Origin of the sequence: Prochlorococcus sp. MIT 1223 (assembly GCF_034092465.1) — a bacterium.
GTDB lineage: Bacteria > Cyanobacteriota > Cyanobacteriia > PCC-6307 > Cyanobiaceae > AG-402-N21.
Genome location: NZ_CP139303.1, coordinates 1,435,020 through 1,452,184, shown reverse-complemented (window position 1 = coordinate 1,452,184; position 17,165 = coordinate 1,435,020). Strand labels below are relative to the sequence as shown.

General features: G+C 38.8%; 15 protein-coding genes. 2 read left to right on the top strand and 13 right to left on the bottom strand.

From position 1 onward, the window contains the following. The first annotated feature begins 133 nt into the window (after positions 1 to 133). On the top strand, positions 134 to 1,438 hold the full coding sequence (gene bioA, locus SOI85_RS07700; protein ID WP_320665161.1) for an adenosylmethionine--8-amino-7-oxononanoate transaminase: 1,305 nt from the start codon (positions 134 to 136) through the stop codon (positions 1,436 to 1,438). Between the two features lie 19 nt (positions 1,439 to 1,457). Here the strand turns inward: bioA and SOI85_RS07695 are convergent, their stop codons facing one another. Together SOI85_RS07695 and SOI85_RS07690 are read right to left on the bottom strand one after the other, a co-directional pair. Continuing rightward, entirely contained in the window at positions 1,458 to 1,724 is a 267-nt protein-coding gene (locus SOI85_RS07695) for a DUF3143 domain-containing protein (RefSeq protein WP_320663811.1), read from the bottom strand. Further along, a complete protein-coding gene (locus tag SOI85_RS07690; protein ID WP_320663810.1) occupies positions 1,702 to 2,214 on the bottom strand; it encodes a J domain-containing protein in 513 nt (170 codons plus the stop codon). The genes SOI85_RS07695 and SOI85_RS07690 overlap by 23 nt, the downstream gene beginning before the upstream one ends. A gap of 89 nt (positions 2,215 to 2,303) precedes the next feature. Here SOI85_RS07690 and rsmG point away from each other — a divergent pair, with 89 nt between their 5' ends. Next, positions 2,304 to 3,047: a 16S rRNA (guanine(527)-N(7))-methyltransferase RsmG gene (gene rsmG / locus SOI85_RS07685; RefSeq protein ID WP_320663809.1), complete on the top strand. Its 744-nt coding sequence runs from the start codon at positions 2,304 to 2,306 to the stop codon at positions 3,045 to 3,047. Here rsmG and SOI85_RS07680 read toward each other — a convergent pair. The 11 genes from SOI85_RS07680 to rpoB all read right to left on the bottom strand — a co-directional run bounded on the left by SOI85_RS07680 (position 3,044) and on the right by rpoB (position 17,023). Further along, positions 3,044 to 4,264 (bottom strand): aldo/keto reductase, encoded by a 1,221-nt coding sequence (locus SOI85_RS07680; protein ID WP_414477785.1) that lies wholly within the window; start codon positions 4,262 to 4,264, stop codon positions 3,044 to 3,046. The genes rsmG and SOI85_RS07680 overlap by 4 nt on opposite strands. Positions 4,265 to 4,289: 25 nt before the next feature. Then, positions 4,290 to 4,649, bottom strand: coding sequence for a ferredoxin (locus tag SOI85_RS07675; protein WP_320663808.1), 360 nt, complete (start codon positions 4,647 to 4,649; stop codon positions 4,290 to 4,292). Between the two features lie 9 nt (positions 4,650 to 4,658). Continuing rightward, entirely contained in the window at positions 4,659 to 5,051 is a 393-nt protein-coding gene (locus SOI85_RS07670) for a DUF1257 domain-containing protein (protein ID WP_320663807.1), read from the bottom strand. Beyond that, positions 5,051 to 5,254, bottom strand: a complete 204-nt coding sequence (locus tag SOI85_RS07665; protein ID WP_320663806.1) for a DUF2997 domain-containing protein — start codon at positions 5,252 to 5,254, stop codon at positions 5,051 to 5,053. Before SOI85_RS07665 ends, SOI85_RS07670 begins: the two co-directional genes overlap by 1 nt. Before the next feature lie 88 nt (positions 5,255 to 5,342). Continuing rightward, positions 5,343 to 6,152, bottom strand: a complete 810-nt coding sequence (locus SOI85_RS07660; RefSeq protein ID WP_320663805.1) for a HEAT repeat domain-containing protein — start codon at positions 6,150 to 6,152, stop codon at positions 5,343 to 5,345. A 30-nt stretch (positions 6,153 to 6,182) separates the two neighbouring features. After that, entirely contained in the window at positions 6,183 to 6,308 is a 126-nt protein-coding gene (locus SOI85_RS07655; protein ID WP_320663804.1) for a hypothetical protein, read from the bottom strand. A gap of 18 nt (positions 6,309 to 6,326) precedes the next feature. Further along, positions 6,327 to 7,394 carry a 23S rRNA (adenine(2503)-C(2))-methyltransferase RlmN gene (rlmN, locus tag SOI85_RS07650; RefSeq protein WP_320663803.1) on the bottom strand — a complete coding sequence of 356 codons (1,068 nt, stop codon included), beginning with the start codon at positions 7,392 to 7,394 and terminating at the stop codon, positions 6,327 to 6,329. After that, on the bottom strand, positions 7,391 to 7,543 hold the full coding sequence (locus SOI85_RS07645) for a high light inducible protein (RefSeq protein ID WP_320663802.1): 153 nt from the start codon (positions 7,541 to 7,543) through the stop codon (positions 7,391 to 7,393). The genes rlmN and SOI85_RS07645 overlap by 4 nt, the downstream gene beginning before the upstream one ends. A 68-nt stretch (positions 7,544 to 7,611) precedes the next feature. After that, complete coding sequence (locus SOI85_RS07640) at positions 7,612 to 11,733, bottom strand: DNA-directed RNA polymerase subunit beta' (protein WP_320663801.1); 4,122 nt, start codon at positions 11,731 to 11,733, stop codon at positions 7,612 to 7,614. Positions 11,734 to 11,775: 42 nt separating this feature from the next. Beyond that, positions 11,776 to 13,683: a DNA-directed RNA polymerase subunit gamma gene (locus SOI85_RS07635; protein WP_320663800.1), complete on the bottom strand. Its 1,908-nt coding sequence runs from the start codon at positions 13,681 to 13,683 to the stop codon at positions 11,776 to 11,778. Positions 13,684 to 13,729: 46 nt separating this feature from the next. Then, complete coding sequence (gene rpoB / locus SOI85_RS07630; RefSeq protein ID WP_320663799.1) at positions 13,730 to 17,023, bottom strand: DNA-directed RNA polymerase subunit beta; 3,294 nt, start codon at positions 17,021 to 17,023, stop codon at positions 13,730 to 13,732. Between the last annotated feature and the right edge of the window lie 142 nt (positions 17,024 to 17,165).

Genomic DNA, 17,165 nt, shown 5'->3' with positions numbered 1-17,165 from the left:
TGAACCAAATCAATCTGATTCAATCTATGCATGGGAACGAGAAAACACCTAGGGCATTTAAGATTGTTTTTCTTGAGCATGGTCTAAGGTCTGAACAACTAATCCAAATATGAAAAAAAACACAAGTCTGGGAATGAATTATTTGGATTCGCCATCGAATTTCGACACCTCAACCTGGTATCCAAGTCTTTGGCCACCTTTTACGCAGATCGCATCCGCAAATAGGCCTGAAAGAGTTATAGCGGCAAGAGGGGCTCTGCTAGAACGTGATAATGCACCTCCTCTAATTGATGCAATAAGCAGTTGGTGGGTGACCTTACATGGGCATTCAGATCCTTACATTGCGAAAGCGATTTCAGAGCAAGCCAAGCAACTTGAACAAGTTATATTTGCAGATTTCATCCATCCACAAGCAGAAAGGCTTTCTCAGCGTTTATGCAATAAAACAGGGCTAGAACGCGCATTCTTTTCTGATAACGGGTCAACTGCTGTTGAAGTTGCCTTGAAAATTGCTTGTCAATTTTGGGAAAATAGGGAAGATCATCGAGACCAAATTATTGCTTTTGATGGTGCATATCATGGGGATACATTTGGAGCAATGGCAGTTGGTGAGCGCAATCTTTTTAACGCTCCTTTTGAAAGAATGATGTTCCCTGTTAGCAGGGTTCAATGGCCAGCTACATGGTGGGGAGATAAAGATGTCAATGCAAAAGAAGTCTCTGCAATTAATCAGCTTGAGAAGCTTCTAGAAACACCTACAAGTGCTGTCATCTTAGAACCTTTAGTTCAAGGGGCTGGTGGAATGGCAATGGTTAGACCTGAATTTCTTAACGCAGTCGAAAAGAAAGTAAAGGCCGCAAACGCTCTATTGATTGTTGACGAAGTTTTAACTGGTTTTGGAAGATGTGGTTCTCTTTTTGCTTTTCAAAAAGCTGGTTTAAAGCCTGACCTAATCTCCCTATCTAAAGGTCTGACGGGTGGCTTCTTACCAATGGGTATAACAATGTCTACGGAGGAAATCTTTAAAGCCTTCATTGGTGATGACCCTAGGCTTACTTTTTGGCATGGGCATAGTTTTACCGCCAACCCTCTCGGCTGTGCTGCAGCAAATGCAAGTTTAGATTTACTTGAAAAGAACCCCAAAAAATATTTGGATTTTGAATTTCGTCATTTGCCTCATTTAAAAAAATTAATCAAAAATCCAAAGGTGATAAATCCGCGACTTCATGGATCGATTGCTGCATTCAATATTGAAGTAAATGGAACACAGGGCTACTTAAATTCTATCGGCAAAGCTCTAAAGCAATTCGCCTTACAAAATGGGGTTTTTATCAGACCCCTAGGAGATGTTGTATATCTACTCCCTCCACTATGTATCACAGATGATGAATTAGAAAAATGTTATTCAACTATCAATAAAGGACTAGAAACTCTATGATTTTTTATAGTTTCACTCTTTAAGGGCCCTGGCATATTCCAACTTGGACGTCTTCTCTAGACAGTCCATATGGAAAACTACAAGAGGATTCTGAACCATTTTTTTCCCAGGTAATTCTTAAGTTTTCAATACCCATTTGAATTTCTGCCGACCATGTAGGCATTCCTAAACTCCACACCGTCGGATCTGAACTACTTTTTTCAGCTCCCAATTCTCTCAACCATAGCTCCAGTGCATCTAAGGAGTGCTGATTTAACGGTGTTTTACTTGAAGGTAATTGATCCATTCCCCCATCCTATTGAAAAGATCTGATCATGAGCTAGCAAATAATTAAGAGATAACCATGTTGGACGAACTATTAACTCCCGTCCTTGCATCATTCCAAAACCTATTGCTAGTAACAAACTTATTAAGAGAGCTATCCCTAAAAGTAGTAATGAAAACAACTCACCTCCCGAAAAAGGTCTTCTATCTGCCCCAAAAGTATACTTTTTCAAAGAATTAGTGACGTTAAAGTCAGATGTAAATTTATTACTTTCAAAAGTGTTTTCCTGAAGAGTTATATCCGAGTCATATGCCTTTCTCAAGATAGGGTCGGTAAGTACTTCATATGCTTCACATACTTGCTGGAAACTTTTAGCAGCCTCATCTTGTGGGAGTGAAGTGGTATCAGGATGAAGCTCCTTACTAAGCTTACAGAAAGCCTTTCTGAGAGCCTCGCTATCAGCGGATGAAGAAATCCCAAGAAGTTCATAATGGCTTTTAGAAGAAGTCAACTCACAAGAAAAATGTAATAGGATTAAGCAAGAGATACCAAGTAATCAAAACATCTCATAGATCTATAGCAATATTCAAGGATTTTTATATGTCTTTTAATACTCCAGCAAGTAAACCTAGTTCTTCTTTCTGGTCTCAGATGAATTGGCACCCATCATCTGAGCAAATGAACCAATTTCTTAAGCTTCAATCTCTTCTTATCTTATGGAATAAGAAAATTAATTTAACTCGTCTTATTTATGGAAATGATTACTGGATCTCACAAGTTTTGGATAGTCTCTGGCCTATCAACAAAGAATTACATAATCCCCGTCAATTAATTAATTGTATTGATGTTGGGAGTGGATGCGGACTCCCGGGTTTAGCCATTGCGATTGCAATGCCTGAAGCAAGGGTCACTCTCATAGAATCTATTAAAAGGAAAGCGGATGTACTTGAAAAAATGGTTACCGAACTTAAACTTTCTTCAAGAGTATCCATATGTAATCAAAGAGCAGAGCTTATAGGTAAAAAATCAGGTTTTAGAAATAATTACGATCTAGCTTTTGCACGAGCAGTAGCAATTCCTCCAGTTGTCTCGGAATACTTGGTGCCCCTATTAAATAGAGATGGACAAGCTCTTATTTATTGTGGTAAGTGGAGTCAGAAAGATGAAAAACAACTGAATAAATCTCTGATTATTCTAAAAGCCAAAATAAAAACTATTCAAGAAACTAATTTGCCTGATAACAGGGGAGAAAGAAATGTTATTAGAGTTATCTCGACAGGCACTTGTCCAAGCAAATATCCAAGAGATATTGGGAAACCAGCTAAAAATCCTTTAGGAAGTTAAGCGTCAGTCAATCGATCTTGAGTATGTCCTCCAACTTGATTTCTTAGATTTCTTAGTAATTCAGGTATCTGTTTTGACCAAGGACTATTAATGAGCACACTCAACAAATCCTCTTCACTAATCCCATTATCCAAGGAATCTGCATTCGATCCAGGGAACCAATGGCTACCATTTCCCAGTAATCCATATCTTGCCTTTGCATATCCTTTCATACCCCAGGCTTCGACAAGATTATGTAGCCAAATTAAAATAGGAAGATTAATCTTTCCAGGAGTGTTTTCCCACGTTGGAAGACCCTCGAAGCAGCTCGAAAGCCATAAACTACCTAAAGAGTTTTTAGCTGCTTGATTTAAGTTATTTTCAATCGGTGGGACTAGTTCATTTACTTTGTCTAAAAGACTTATTGCCCGTATATGTAAATTAAAGTCTTCTATTTGTGAGACTCCCACACTAAGTGTGTGAACTCTATGATCTCTTAAACAAAAAAGATCATTAAATACAATTGGATGGAGTGGAGCACACAAGTCAATCAATTTATTAGATGGTGTATGAAGATGACCTCCTTTATCAGTAGGGCTAATTATAAAAACTCCTAGATCTAATTCTTTAGCAGCTTGCAATGCAATATCATTTTCTTGTCTAATGAAATACCAATGTAAATTCACATAATCAAACTGATTAGATTTAATTGCTTGCACAATTAAATCAGTAGTTCCATGTGAAGAAAATCCTATAAAGCCAATTTTGCCTTTTTTTTGCCACCGACGGGCAACTTCTAAACAGCCTCCTGATCGAATCGCATGGAATAAATGTTCATCAAGATTAATACCATGTATAGATAACAAATCAACCTTTTCACATTGCATTCGTTGAAAACTCAATTCCAATTCAATCTCAAAGTCATGAGGATTATCCTTAGGTGGGATTTTTGTTTGTAAAATTCTGTTCGTATCAGATACTTTTTTTAGAGCTAATCCAAGTTGTAATTCAGAACTTCCATAATGCCTGGCTGTTTCAATATGATGCATTCCAATGGATTTAGAAAAACTAATTATTTTTGCTAAGAGTCTTTGGTTTCCTAAATCAATCTCTTCAAAAGGTAAATCACACCAACTTTGCTGGAAACGCATTCCTCCTAAGCTCAATACAGGCATAGATATTTCTGTGCGGCCAAATCGACGACAAGGAACATTCTTGAGATAAGAAGAATCACTCACTTTGACATTTATCTTTTGAACATAATCAAGTCCAAGGAGGTAAACCAAGTGGGCGAATATCTCTTTTTTCCAAACTCGATTTGAGATCTTCTAAATCTTCAAAATTCACCCATTGAATACAATCAACTGGGCAAGTATCTATAGCTTCTTGAATTGTTTCAGTTGTATCTCCGTCTTGGCGAACAGCTCTAGCTCTTCCTAACTCAGATTCCATTGCAAAAGTATTTGTAGCTACACATCCACAATAAGTACAGCCTATACATTTTGATTCATCAACCCAAACAGCTTTTGATCTAAGTTTTCCTCCTAATACAGGCTCTTTTCCATTTAGACTTGACTCTTCAGATGACTTTGCTTCAAATGCGGATGAGGTATCAAAAATCAATTTTCCAAATCAAGCATCCCATCGCGTTACAACTAATTCTATAGATCCATCAATATTTTTCTTCTGTTCCGCAATCTGGAATCCTTCTTGAGCTGTGGCAGTAAGCACAGTATTTAATGCGTATCTTTGAGTGAGTTGCGAAATGAATCTTTCAACAGGAACAGTTTCTTGCCAAAGATCTAAGTCTGCAACTAATTCATAAGAATTACTGGATTTGTTCCATCTAAAGCCAATTTCTGCACCCTTGTTCATCTTTACAGCTAAGTCAGCTTTAACTGTTTGACCTCTATAACCTCTGACAAGTCTTTCTCCTTCTTGAGGCTGATAACCTAAATCAATCAGAGCTTGAAAAAGAGGTTCACGCTTACGTAATTGAGTTTTAACCGTGCTGAAATGTGACATCAGTGAATTTCCATGGAAATGGATTGAGATTGAACCTGTTCTTCCTTATAGGAATCACCAGTAAGCTTTCTTTGATCAACGCACCCTAATACAGATTCGAGTTTCTCGGTCAGTTCAAGACAAGAATCTCCAATCATCCCTTCAACAGTCTCTTCAACAAGTCCATCTTGTCGGATCTTGAATCTCAGAGTGCGTTGGGGCATGCAACTTGAGTAGGAGTTCCTGATGTTATAGAAAAGAAAGTAATCTTTGAGGTGCAGTTGTTACAAGGATGTGTTTAAAACATCAAATTCAAATCAACTGTCCATCTATCATCAAGCTTCTAAAACGTTCTTGCACCTGGGGATTCTCAATTTGCTCTAAAGCAATTCGAGCTTCATATCTCACAGATGGTTCAAGGTCATTCAACAAAACTGTAATAATACATTCAATCATTTGATCCTTTCTGGGCTGATTTAAATGAGTGTATAAACGCCCTAAAGACCAAATACAGTTACTTCTAACCCCTGGTTCAACATCTATTTGCAAGCTAAGGATTAACTCTTTAGCAGCATAATCTGCATTTTCCAAAGAACTCGAACCTATTTCCGCAAGAGAACTGGAGGCCCAAAGTCTCACAGCAGCTACATCTTTATGTAATGAATGTACAAGAGGTTCAATAACTGGAGAGCTTGAATAATTACCGAGACTCCAGGCGGTAGCCCGTCTTACATAAGCATTACTGTCGTAATGCAGCATTTTTAATAAAATATCAACTGCAGCAGGGCATGGATTTCTTCCTAAAGCATATACAGCACTCATTCGTTCAACAGGACAAGGCTCATCTAAAAGAGGGACCAGAAAAGGAAGAGATCTTGGGTCGCGGTACTCACAAAACACCCTTAAACCCTGCAGTCTTTCTTCATGGCCCTCTTGAAGCCATTTTAAGCCCGCCTCACATTCTTCAGTCTTCTTTGAATCGTCTGCATCAAGTTCATCTAAAGCAATATCATCCAGAGGATCACCAACAATTTCAGCATCCAACTCTTTTGCCAATACATCTGGATCTATGGCTAATCCGGCCAAAGCATCAAAAGAAGATTTTTCCTTTTCATCACTCATGAGCCAATACTAAGAGGAATTAAGCAATCCTCAACTAATTGGAGCTGGAGCTAACATGTCCCCTGGGAGCCAAATCCTGGCACTAACAGCAAAGAAAGCTACTCCAAAAAGGGCAACAATCAAAATTGGCAATAAGGTTGATCTTAAGAAACTCATAAATTCAATTAATCATGTTTAGTGTATAGACTCTTGTCTTCGTCGAAGCTGGCCGCAAGCTGCATTTTGGTCTAGCCCTCTGCTAGATCGAAAACTGACGGCAATTCCTCTTGTTTGTAAATAATTCTTAAACCTATTCATATTTTTCATGGTCGGACGCTGAAAATCTTCGTCTTCTATAGGGTTGTAGGGTATTAAATTAACATGACTCTGAAAGCCCGACAACAGCTCAACCAACTGTTTAGCATGTTCAGGTTTATCATTCAATTGCCCTAAGAGAATATACTCAAAACTCACTCTCCTTCCAGTGATCGAGAAATAATGCCTACAATCTTCAAGCAATTTTTTTAATGGATATTGACTCGCAGAAGGAATTAAAGTCTCGCGCAACTTTTGATTAGGGGCATGTAAGCTAACAGCAAGTGTAAATTGGACTCTTCCTAAAGAATCAAGTGCTCTTTCAGCCAACTTCGGCATAGTATCGGCAACTCCTACTGTACTTAAAGTGATACGACGTTGACCAATACCTAGATCAGTATTTAAACAACGAATAGAGTTCAATACTGTGTCCAAATTAAGTAAAGGCTCGCCCATTCCCATAAAAACGACATTAGTGGAACGCCTTCCAAAGACTTCATTAACAGTTAGTACTTGATCAAGAATTTCATTAACTTGTAATGACCTCCTAAGACCATTTTTACCTGTTGCGCAAAAATGACATCCCATAGGACAACCAATTTGGCTAGAGACGCAAACCGTTAAACGCTTATCAGTTGGGATAGCAACAGTCTCAACGTACTCAGAGTCATTAGTTTCAAGTAAAAATTTAATTGTTTTATCAGAGGCCTCAAGTTTCTCAACTATTCTCATACGACCAATAGAAACCCCTTTTTTTCTCAATGCATGCTTCCATTCTTTAGGTAAAACACTTATCTCATCTAAATCTCTCACACCTTTTTTATAAACCCAATCATAAACTTGACGACCTCGAAAAGCATGCTGTCCCTCATCTTGAGCCCATTGCTCAAGCTCCTCAACACTTAAACCAAGTAAAGTATTATTAGTTAAGGTCAGGCTATTAATCACCAGACCGTTACAGCGTGTCCTAGTTTAAGCTCTAAAAGAATTAAGGCTATAAATCCGATCATGGCCCATCTTCCATTTAATTTCTCTGTATGGTTATGAAAGCCATAGCGAGGTAACTTTCTCTTGGGAATAATTGGTGGTTCAATCATTAATTAATAGTTATAAAGCCAACCTGAGATAATGTTAAAGCAATAAAGATTTTATCGTAAGAAAATTTTTACTCATCTGAGAGGAGTCCTTCTTCTTGAAGTCCTTCAAGAGCTGAAAGATCAAGCGATTGATTCTCACTAGACTGTTCATCATCTTCTGGACGCACGAAAGCTGCAAAATTACTAGCAGAAGCATCTATACCATGGCGACTCCTCGTAGCCTCCAAGTCTGCATCACTTGGATCATCTAAAACTGATGTTAGTTTTGCAGATGGAGATGAAGGCATCTCAACTGTGTAATCCGGACGTAAATTCTGCATACGTCTGTAACTTGCAGAATCTTCAGCAAGGATATCTGGATGTGGTCCTGCTTCGGCCTTGAGCTCTTCCAGGAAGCCACTAAAACCTGTTCCCGCAGGTATAAGACGACCTATGATCACATTTTCTTTGAGCCCACGTAACCAATCAGACTTCCCTTCAATCGCGGCCTCTGTTAGAACACGAGTTGTTTCTTGGAAAGAAGCAGCAGAAATAAAGCTATCAGTATTTAATGATGCTTTTGTTATTCCAAGAAGGACAGGAGTGAATTCAGCAGGTGCACTACCTGTGACTGATATCGCCTGATTTGTATCCTCGACTTGACGAAGTTCAATTAATTCACCAGGGAGTAAAGTCGTATCTCCAGCATCTTCGATACGAACCTTACTAGTCATTTGTCTAACTATTACTTCTATGTGCTTGTCATCAATAGAAACACCTTGTGATTTGTAAACATTTTGAACCTCATTAACCATGCGATGTTGAAGCTTCGCAATTGCTTCTTGAGCTGCTTCCAATAATGGTTTCCTATCACGTAAATCAGCAAAATAACAATCAAGTAACTCATGTGGATTTACAGGGCCATCAGTTAGGAATTCTCCAGCAGCAACTTCCTGCCCATTCATAACCATTACATTTCGACCCAACAGAATTGGATATTCAGAAATAGAATCATCACCTTCTATCACTGTTACAGTTACTGATTCATCATCGTCATCTTGCTTAATGTCAACTATTCCAGTCTTTTTACAAAGGATTGCCGATTCTCGTGGACGACGGGCTTCAAGCAATTCTTCAATTCTAGGAAGGCCTTGAACAATATCCCCTGTTTTCTGTCTTTCAAACACCAATAATGCCAAACCATCACCACGTTGAACTAGCTCTCCATTTCGAACATGTAATACAGAGTCAGGAGAGACCATATAAGGTCGCCCTAAGCGAAGCGTAACTTCCTTATTAGCAATACTTTCAACTTCACCACAACAGTTAACAGGTTGGTTTTCTGCTAACAAATCACCATCGACAACTCTTTGGCCGACATTAACAAGTATTTTGTCGTTGGACTTAATTTTTATAGTATCTTCTTCTCTTTCCACAATCAAGCGCCTAATCGGCTCTCCTTCACCAGCTTCAGGAAACTGAACAACTCCTTCCTGCTTGCATAGGATCTGAGTTGTAGCAACAACATCTAAGGCGTTAATTGATTGTCCATCCTCTACTTGTAACTCGGTATGAGTAGAGCCATGACTAGAGTCTGAGATAGTATCCCTGCGAACTAAGATGCTTTCTAAAATCACTAGACTTAATCTATCTATAGCTTTTGATTTTTTGTCTTTAATAGATTCAACATCTACTGTCATTTGAGGTGTTGTTTCAAATGTTTCAAGGATTAATTGTGTTTTTAGTAGTTCGATTCCTTCTACAGATTTAATTAATTCACCATCTTTAAAAGCCAATCTTTGTGTAGCCTTCAGACCTAAAGAAGGACCTTTGGGTTGATTAACATGTTCCAGCTCTGGTAATTGAGCTTCATCTGGAATTAAATATTCTTCAACTGGTCTTAGTAGAAGACCTTTGCCTTCAGTTGCTTCAACAGTCTGAACAAAAACCATAGAATCAGTTTTAATGCCTTTGGCTATGGTCTCTCCAGGATTAATTATTTGACCATCACCGTCAAAACGATCTAAGGCCTTGGAATCTTTGCAAACATGAAAAGTTCCACTTCTTACAATAATTTCTCTAAGGATATCGTTCTTTTGAGTGACGGTAACAATACCAGAAGTTTGACTAAAAATATCTTTTACAACTTCAGTTCCTGCTTCTATCCATTGTCTATCTTTAATCATCAACAAAGAGATATCTTTGTTGATTTCATGAGTCTCTTGAGGAATCCAAAGCAAGGCCCCTCCTTTACTTACTTCAAAGCCATTCTTTGCTGATCTAGCCTTTTTAATAGTCAGTTCAGGAGAATATTTAATTAATCCACCTGTCTGGGTACGGAATCGATCATCTGATAATTCCGCAATTACCTCGCCATTCCCTATCTTACTTCCTGGAACACTATTTAATCTGTACCTAGTGCCATCTTTAGCCTCAAGATTCCAAAGTTCACCTGCATGAGATGTCTCTTCCAATAACTTAAAATCTCTCAGGGTCATAGAAGTAGTTACTATCTGAACTTCTCTTGAATCGCCAATTGAATCTCTTAAACGAATCTCTCCTCCAAACTCAGAAGCTTGACTAGCTTCAGCCAATACTTGACCTTCCTTTACTTGTACATTACTAGAGACGACAGGCAAAGCATTAGGAGGTAAATTATAAACATCTCCTGCTAACACCCAAATTCTTCCCAACCTTTGAGCTTTAAGCGTAATATTTCCTTGTCTATCTGTGACTTCTTTAGGTTGTATAACAGTTTCATATCTAACTTGCCCAGCCAAGTCACAGATAACGTCTTTAGTCGCTTTCTCTACACTCTTTTTAACAGCTCCAACTGCTATCTGTGCAACAGTTACATCGGCATTAATCTCTTGTCCATCCTCTACAAATAAAAGAGAGCCACTGGAAATTTCTATTCTTTGACCTTTTCCACTCCCACTTGGCTTCACATTTAAAATAAAATCAACCTCAGACTGCTGTGCTTCAACTCCATGAGGAGTTCTATAACCTCTCAATCTAGCTTTGGGGCCAAACTCAACTTTTCCTGCAACCGTTGAACGAACCACACCAGTCTCAGCCGTAGAAACACCACCGGTATGGAATGTTCTCATTGTCAATTGAGTTCCAGGTTCACCAATTGACTGTGCTGCGATAATTCCAACTGCTTCTCCAAGATCAACTAATTGGTTATGAGCAAGAGCCCATCCATAGCACTTTCGACATACCGAACGATTCGCCTCACATGTAAGAGGTGATCTAACCATTACCGATTGAATCTTTGCTTTTTCAATACGACTAGAAAGTTCTGGATCAATAGCGGTATCACGCTCACCAAGCACTTCTCCTTCTAAATTAACTACCTGAGCAGCGGTAAGTCTTCCAACTAGTCTACTTCCATAACGGCCATCTTCGGCTTTAACTAAAATTGCTCTAGTTGTTCCGCAGTCCTCCTCGCGCACTATCACATCCTGTGCCACGTCAACCAGTCTTCTTGTCAAGTAACCAGAGTCTGCTGTTCTCAAAGCAGTATCTACTAATCCTTTGCGTGCACCATATGAAGAGATAACATACTCAGTAACAGTTAATCCTTCTCTAAAGTTGGTACGAATTGGCAAGTCAATAATTTCTCCCTGTGGGTTTGCCATCAAACCTCTCATGCCAACTAACTGACGAACCTGAGACATATTTCCTCGTGCTCCAGAATTAGCCATCATCCAAACTGAATTCAACGGATCGTTTTGGTTGAAATTCTTTTTAACAGCATCAACTAACCTTTCATTAGTCTCTGTCCATGTATCAATAACCTTTGTATGTCTCTCAACCTCAGTAATTTCCCCTAACCTATAACACTCTTCTGTAGCCGTTATTTGGGCCTCAGCCTCTCCTAGTAAATCCTGCTTTGCAGCTGGTACTTTTAAATCATCAACTGATATTGAAACTGCTGCTTGTGTTGCATACTTAAACCCTAAATCTTTCAAATTGTCTGCCATTGCGGCAGTAGCAGCTGTTCCATGATTTTTATAAGCCCACGCAACAAGCTGTTTTAAACCTTTTTTATCGACAATCCGATTTCTAAATGGAGGTGGAGTTTTAGAAAGTGGTGGTGCAATATTCTTCTTTAGAGCCTTTTTAGAGCTTTTAGAACCTTTCCTAGATTTTGTGGATTTACGAGCTTTTGGAGTCTTAGGTGTTTTAGAAGAAGATGAAGTCATGGCTAAATACTTGTCAGGTAAAAAAAAGTGATTTTGTAAAGGTCAAGCTGATGAGGCAACAGCATCAATAATCGTATGGTTCATAACAACACGTCCTACTGTTGTAAGAATAAAACGACTTATCAAAGTTCCTTGTTCATCCAATCGATCTCTTCTTAGGGTCCACAATTCGATTTTTGAACCATCCTCAAGAGTTTTGCTTTCAATGGGCTTATCATTTTCATCATCATCATCAACTTCTCCATTAAAACGAACCCAAACCCAATCATGGAGCTTGATTCTCTGGTCCTCAAAAGCCTTTATAACATCTTCAAGAGAAGCAAAAGTATTTGATCTATCTCCAAATTTTGGTTTCGCCAGTTCTGGTTGCAGAGCAGTTAAATAATATGAACCAAGCACCATGTCTTGAGAAGGAGTAACAATTGGATCTCCTGTAGCGGGAGAAAGAATATTGTTACTCGCTAGCATGAGCATTCTCGCTTCAGTTTGTGATTCAATTGCAAGAGGTACATGAACCGCCATTTGATCTCCATCAAAGTCAGCGTTAAAAGCTGGGCAAACTAATGGATGTAATTGAATCGCTCGACCAGCAACTAATTTCGGCTCGAATGCTTGAATACCTAAACGATGAAGTGTCGGAGCACGATTAAGCAAGATCGGATGGCCTTCTATTACTTCTTGGAGAACCTGCATAACTTCATCATCTGCACGTTGAATTAATTTTTTTGCAGCCTTTATGTTGTTAACGATATTCTGTCTAATTAATCTATGAATTACAAAAGGTTGAAATAGTTCTATTGCCATTTCTTTTGGAAGTCCGCACTGATGCATTTTTAACTTTGGTCCAACTACAATTACGGATCTACCTGAATAATCAACTCTTTTTCCCAAAAGGTTCTGCCTAAAGCGTCCCTGCTTACCTTCGATAATATCGCTAAGAGACTTTAAAGGACGACTATTTGCCCCTACTACTGTTCTTCCTCTTCGACCATTATCAATGAGAGCATCAACCGCTTCCTGTAACATCCTTTTTTCATTTCTGACAATAATCTCTGGTGCCAAGATCTCTTGAAGTCTTGCTAGACGATTATTCCTATTGATTACTCGTCTATACAAATCATTTAAATCAGATGTTGCAAATCGCCCCCCATCCAACTGAACCATGGGACGTAGATCTGGAGGTATCACAGGTATTGCATCCAATACCATCCATTCGGGGTTGGCACCTGTTGCAATAAAGTTATCTATGACTCTTAAACGCTTTATTAGTTTTGCTCTTTTTTGTCCTTTACTAGAAGCAATTTCTTCTCTAAGAAGTTCGGCTACTTCAGGCATCTCTAGATCTTCAAGAAGCTGTTTTAATGCTTCAGCTCCAATACCTACAACTGGCTCATTTTCTATAGTCGAATCTTCAGCATAAATTTCATCTTCAATCTCTAGCCATTCATCTTCTGTAAGCAACTGTTTATACTTAAGATCCTTGTGATCGCCAATATCTAAAACAACATAGCAATTAAAATAGACTATCTGTTCAACATCTCTTAAGGGCATATCCAAGAGTATCGCCACATAACTCGGTATACCTTTTAAGTACCACACATGAGATACAGGAGCGGCTAATTTTATGAAGCCCATCCGATGACGTCTGACACGGCTCTCCGTTACTTCAACTCCACATCTCTCACAAACTATTCCGCGATGTCTAACTCTTTTATATTTCCCACAATGACATTCCCAATCCTTTGAGGGGCCAAAAATCTTCTCGCAAAAAAGCCCGTCCATTTCTGGTTTAAGCGTTCTATAATTTATTGTCTCTGGCTTAGTTACTTCTCCAACAACTTGACCATTAGGCAGGGTCCTTTGCCCCCAATCCATAATCCTTTGAGGAGAAGCTAAAGTGATTTTGACATAATCAAAATGATTTTCAGTACGTAAATTGCTTGTAGTCATTAGATAGGAAAAGAGATGTTTAAATAAAGGAAATAATGCTTAGCAATTAATCATCGTCATAATCAGATACACCTAGAGATTCATAAGTAGGTCTACTTGGAGTACTCCTTCGGGGATTTACATCTTGCATAAGATCAACCTCTTTCCCATCATCCGTATATACCCCAATATCTAAACCTAGTGATTGAAGCTCGCGCATTAAAACCTTGAAGGATTCTGGAGTGCCAGGTCTAGGAATTGGTTTACCTTTTACTATTGCGTTCAAGGCTTCATTCCGTCCTTGCATATCATCTGATTTAACAGTTAATAATTCCTGCAAAGTATAAGCAGCACCATATGCCTCTAGAGCCCATACTTCCATTTCCCCAAGACGTTGTCCCCCTTGCTGAGCTTTACCACCTAACGGTTGCTGTGTAACTAATGAATATGGACCAGTAGAGCGTGCATGAATTTTATCGTCTACCAAATGAACCAATTTCAGGAAGTGCGAGTAACCAACTGCAACAGGCTGATCAAATGGTTTACCTGTCCTTCCATCATGCAGTAGTAATTTCCCTGGATTGTCAGGGTTATATACCCATTCTTTTCCAGGTTGCTTGGCTGCTTCCTTTAAAAATGCCTGAACTGTCTGCTGTGATTTTTCGGCACCATACATCTCATCAAATGGGATAACTTTCACTCTGCAATCCAAGTTTGCTGCCGCCCAACCCATCAAAAGCTCAAATACCTGGCCAACATTCATACGACTAGGAACACCAAGTGGGTTTAGAACAATATCTACAGGTGTGCCATCTGGAAGATATGGCATATCTTCTCTAGGCAGTATCCGACTGATGATTCCTTTATTGCCATGCCTACCTGCCATTTTGTCCCCAACCTGGATTTTCCTACGTTGTGCGACATAACATCTGACAACCATGTTCGCACCAGGTGGTAACTCATCTCCTTGTTCTCTAGTGTAAATTCGAACATCAACTACACGACCTCTTTCAGTACTAGGAACTCTGAGCGAGTTATCTCTTACATCTCTTGCTTTTTCCCCAAATATAGCTCTTAATAACTTTTCTTCTGGTGGTTGATCTGACTCTCCTTTAGGAGTTACTTTCCCAACAAGTATGTCACCACTTTCAACAAAAGCGCCAATACGTATTATTCCCATTTCATCAAGATTGCCTAGATTTTCTTCTGAGACATTGGGGATTTCTCTGGTAATTTCTTCGGGCCCCAATTTAGTTTGTCTTGCTTCTATCTCATATTTTTCAATGTGTACCGATGTATATAGATCATCCTTTACTAATCTTTCACTTACCAATATTGCATCTTCATAGTTATATCCTTCCCAAGGCATGTAGGCAATTAAAACATTTTGACCTAAAGCGATTTCACCTCCTTCACAAGCTGATCCATCTGCTAAAACCTGCCCAACAATTACTGGGTCACCATTAGAAACTATGGGTCTTTGGTTCAGACAAGTGTCTTGATTAGACCTTTGATACTTCTGCAAATAATGTGTGTGATCATTACCGTCTTCATCTCTCACTACGATCGCAGTTGCATCTACAAAAACCACTGTTCCATTAACTTTGGAAATGGGAACCATTCCAGAATCTCTAGCAACTTGTGTCTCCAATCCAGTTCCCACCAATGGTCTTTCTGGCCGCAAGAGAGGCACAGCTTGCCTCTGCATATTTGAACCCATAAGAGCCCGGTTTGCATCATCATGCTCAACAAATGGAATCAAAGAAGTTGCTACCGATATGACTTGAACTGGTGATAACTGCACATAATCAACTTGTTCTGGAGGTACTTTCTCAAAATCTTGCCTATATCTAACTGGTATCAAATCTGCGATTATTTGGCCTTGATCATCAGTTGCCACATCACCCGGAGCAACCCTACACTCATCTTCTAAATCAGCTGATAGATAAATTGGATCACCTTGTTTTAATACAACTCCTTTTTCGACTTTCCAGAATGGTGTTTCAACAAAACCATAATCATTTACTCTTGCATGGGTAGCAAGAGAGTTGATTAATCCTGCATTCGGTCCTTCAGGAGTTTCAATTGGACACAAGCGTCCATAATGTGAAGGGTGAATATCTCGAACAGCAAAACCTGCTCGTTCTCTAGTTAATCCACCTGGTCCTAGCGCAGATATACGTCTCTTATGTGTTAGCTCTGCCAGTGGATTAGTTTGATCCATAAACTGACTCAACTGACTAGAACCAAAAAACTCTTTAATCGCTGCTACAAGGGGCTTTGGATTGACTAACTGAGCAGGGGTTAAAGAATCAGTTTCACCAACTGTCATTCGTTCTTTAATTATCCTTTCAAGTCGATTCAATCCAACACGAACTTGGTTTTGTAATAACTCGCCAACAGATCTAACTCTACGATTACCTAAGTGGTCAATATCGTCTAAAGATGCTCCACCAACATCAAGCTCTAAATTAATTAAATAATCAAGAGTTGAAAGGACATCTTCATGAGTAAGTGTTCGAACATTATCTGGAATAGTTAAACGTAATTTCTTATTTATTTTATATCTGCCTACTCTTCCTAAGTCATAACGCTTCGGATCAAAGAATCTACTTTGTAATAGTTGCTGTCCGCCACTTACTGAAGGAGGCTCTCCAGGTCTTAACTTTTTATATAACTCAAGTAAAGCTTGATCTTCAGAACTAATTCCTTCTTCGTTCGCAGCATCAATAGATTTTTTATAATATTCAGGGTGTCTTAATTTATCAATCACATCATTATCAGATAATCCCATCGCTCGCATCAAAACATGCGCATTAATCTTCCTGGTTTTATCTACACGAACATGAAGTAAATCATTTTTATCGGTTTCAAATTTCAACCATGCTCCACGATTAGGAATAACACTTGCATTATAAGTTCTACGACCATTCTTATCCTGCTCATCTTTAAAGTAAACACCTGGACTTCTAACTATCTGATTTACAATTACCCGCTCAGCACCATTAATAATAAAAGTGCCTCTTTCTGTCATCAAAGGCAATTCGCCAATAAATACTTCTTGTTCTTTTATCTCTCCAGTTTCTTTGTTTACTAATCGGCAAGTTACATACATTTGAGAGGCAAAAGTTGCATCTCTTCTTTTTGCTTCCTCAACATCATGCCGTGGACGCTTTAATCGATATTCGCTACCTACAAAATGCAACTCTAATTTCCCTGTGTAATCAGCAATAGGAGAAAAACTGTCAAGTTCTTCAATCAGTCCTTTTTCTAAAAACCATTTAAAACTAGACCTCTGAACCTCCACCAAATCTGGCAGATACGTAACAGTCTTTGCTACCTGAATCGCGCTTCTGCTCATGCGAAAACCTTAAGTAGTGAAGAGGATGTAATAAATCGAGACCTGGACGCCTTGCGACTTGATCAATAGAACTTGGTTTTGTAAGACAAGTGATAAAAAGCATTATTAATTTCCTTAGAGGAAAAAATAATGCAAACACTGA

Bases quoted from the DNA above. Each gene is read 5' to 3' on its own strand.
- SOI85_RS07660 (WP_320663805.1), bottom strand. From the start codon at position 6,152: ATGAGTGATGAAAAGGAAAAATCTTCTTTTGATGCTTTGGCCGGATTA.
- SOI85_RS07635 (WP_320663800.1), bottom strand. From the start codon at position 13,683: ATGACTACAAGCAATTTACGTACTGAAAATCATTTTGATTATGTCAAA.
- SOI85_RS07655 (WP_320663804.1), bottom strand. From the start codon at position 6,308: ATGAGTTTCTTAAGATCAACCTTATTGCCAATTTTGATTGTTGCCCTT.
- rsmG (WP_320663809.1), top strand. From the start codon at position 2,304: ATGTCTTTTAATACTCCAGCAAGTAAACCTAGTTCTTCTTTCTGGTCT.
- SOI85_RS07665 (WP_320663806.1), bottom strand. From the start codon at position 5,254: ATGCCCCAACGCACTCTGAGATTCAAGATCCGACAAGATGGACTTGTT.
- rpoB (WP_320663799.1), bottom strand. From the start codon at position 17,023: ATGAGCAGAAGCGCGATTCAGGTAGCAAAGACTGTTACGTATCTGCCA.
- SOI85_RS07670 (WP_320663807.1), bottom strand. From the start codon at position 5,051: ATGTCACATTTCAGCACGGTTAAAACTCAATTACGTAAGCGTGAACCT.
- bioA (WP_320665161.1), top strand. From the start codon at position 134: ATGAATTATTTGGATTCGCCATCGAATTTCGACACCTCAACCTGGTAT.
- SOI85_RS07695 (WP_320663811.1), bottom strand. From the start codon at position 1,724: ATGGATCAATTACCTTCAAGTAAAACACCGTTAAATCAGCACTCCTTA.
- SOI85_RS07645 (WP_320663802.1), bottom strand. From the start codon at position 7,543: ATGATTGAACCACCAATTATTCCCAAGAGAAAGTTACCTCGCTATGGC.
- SOI85_RS07640 (WP_320663801.1), bottom strand. From the start codon at position 11,733: ATGACTTCATCTTCTTCTAAAACACCTAAGACTCCAAAAGCTCGTAAA.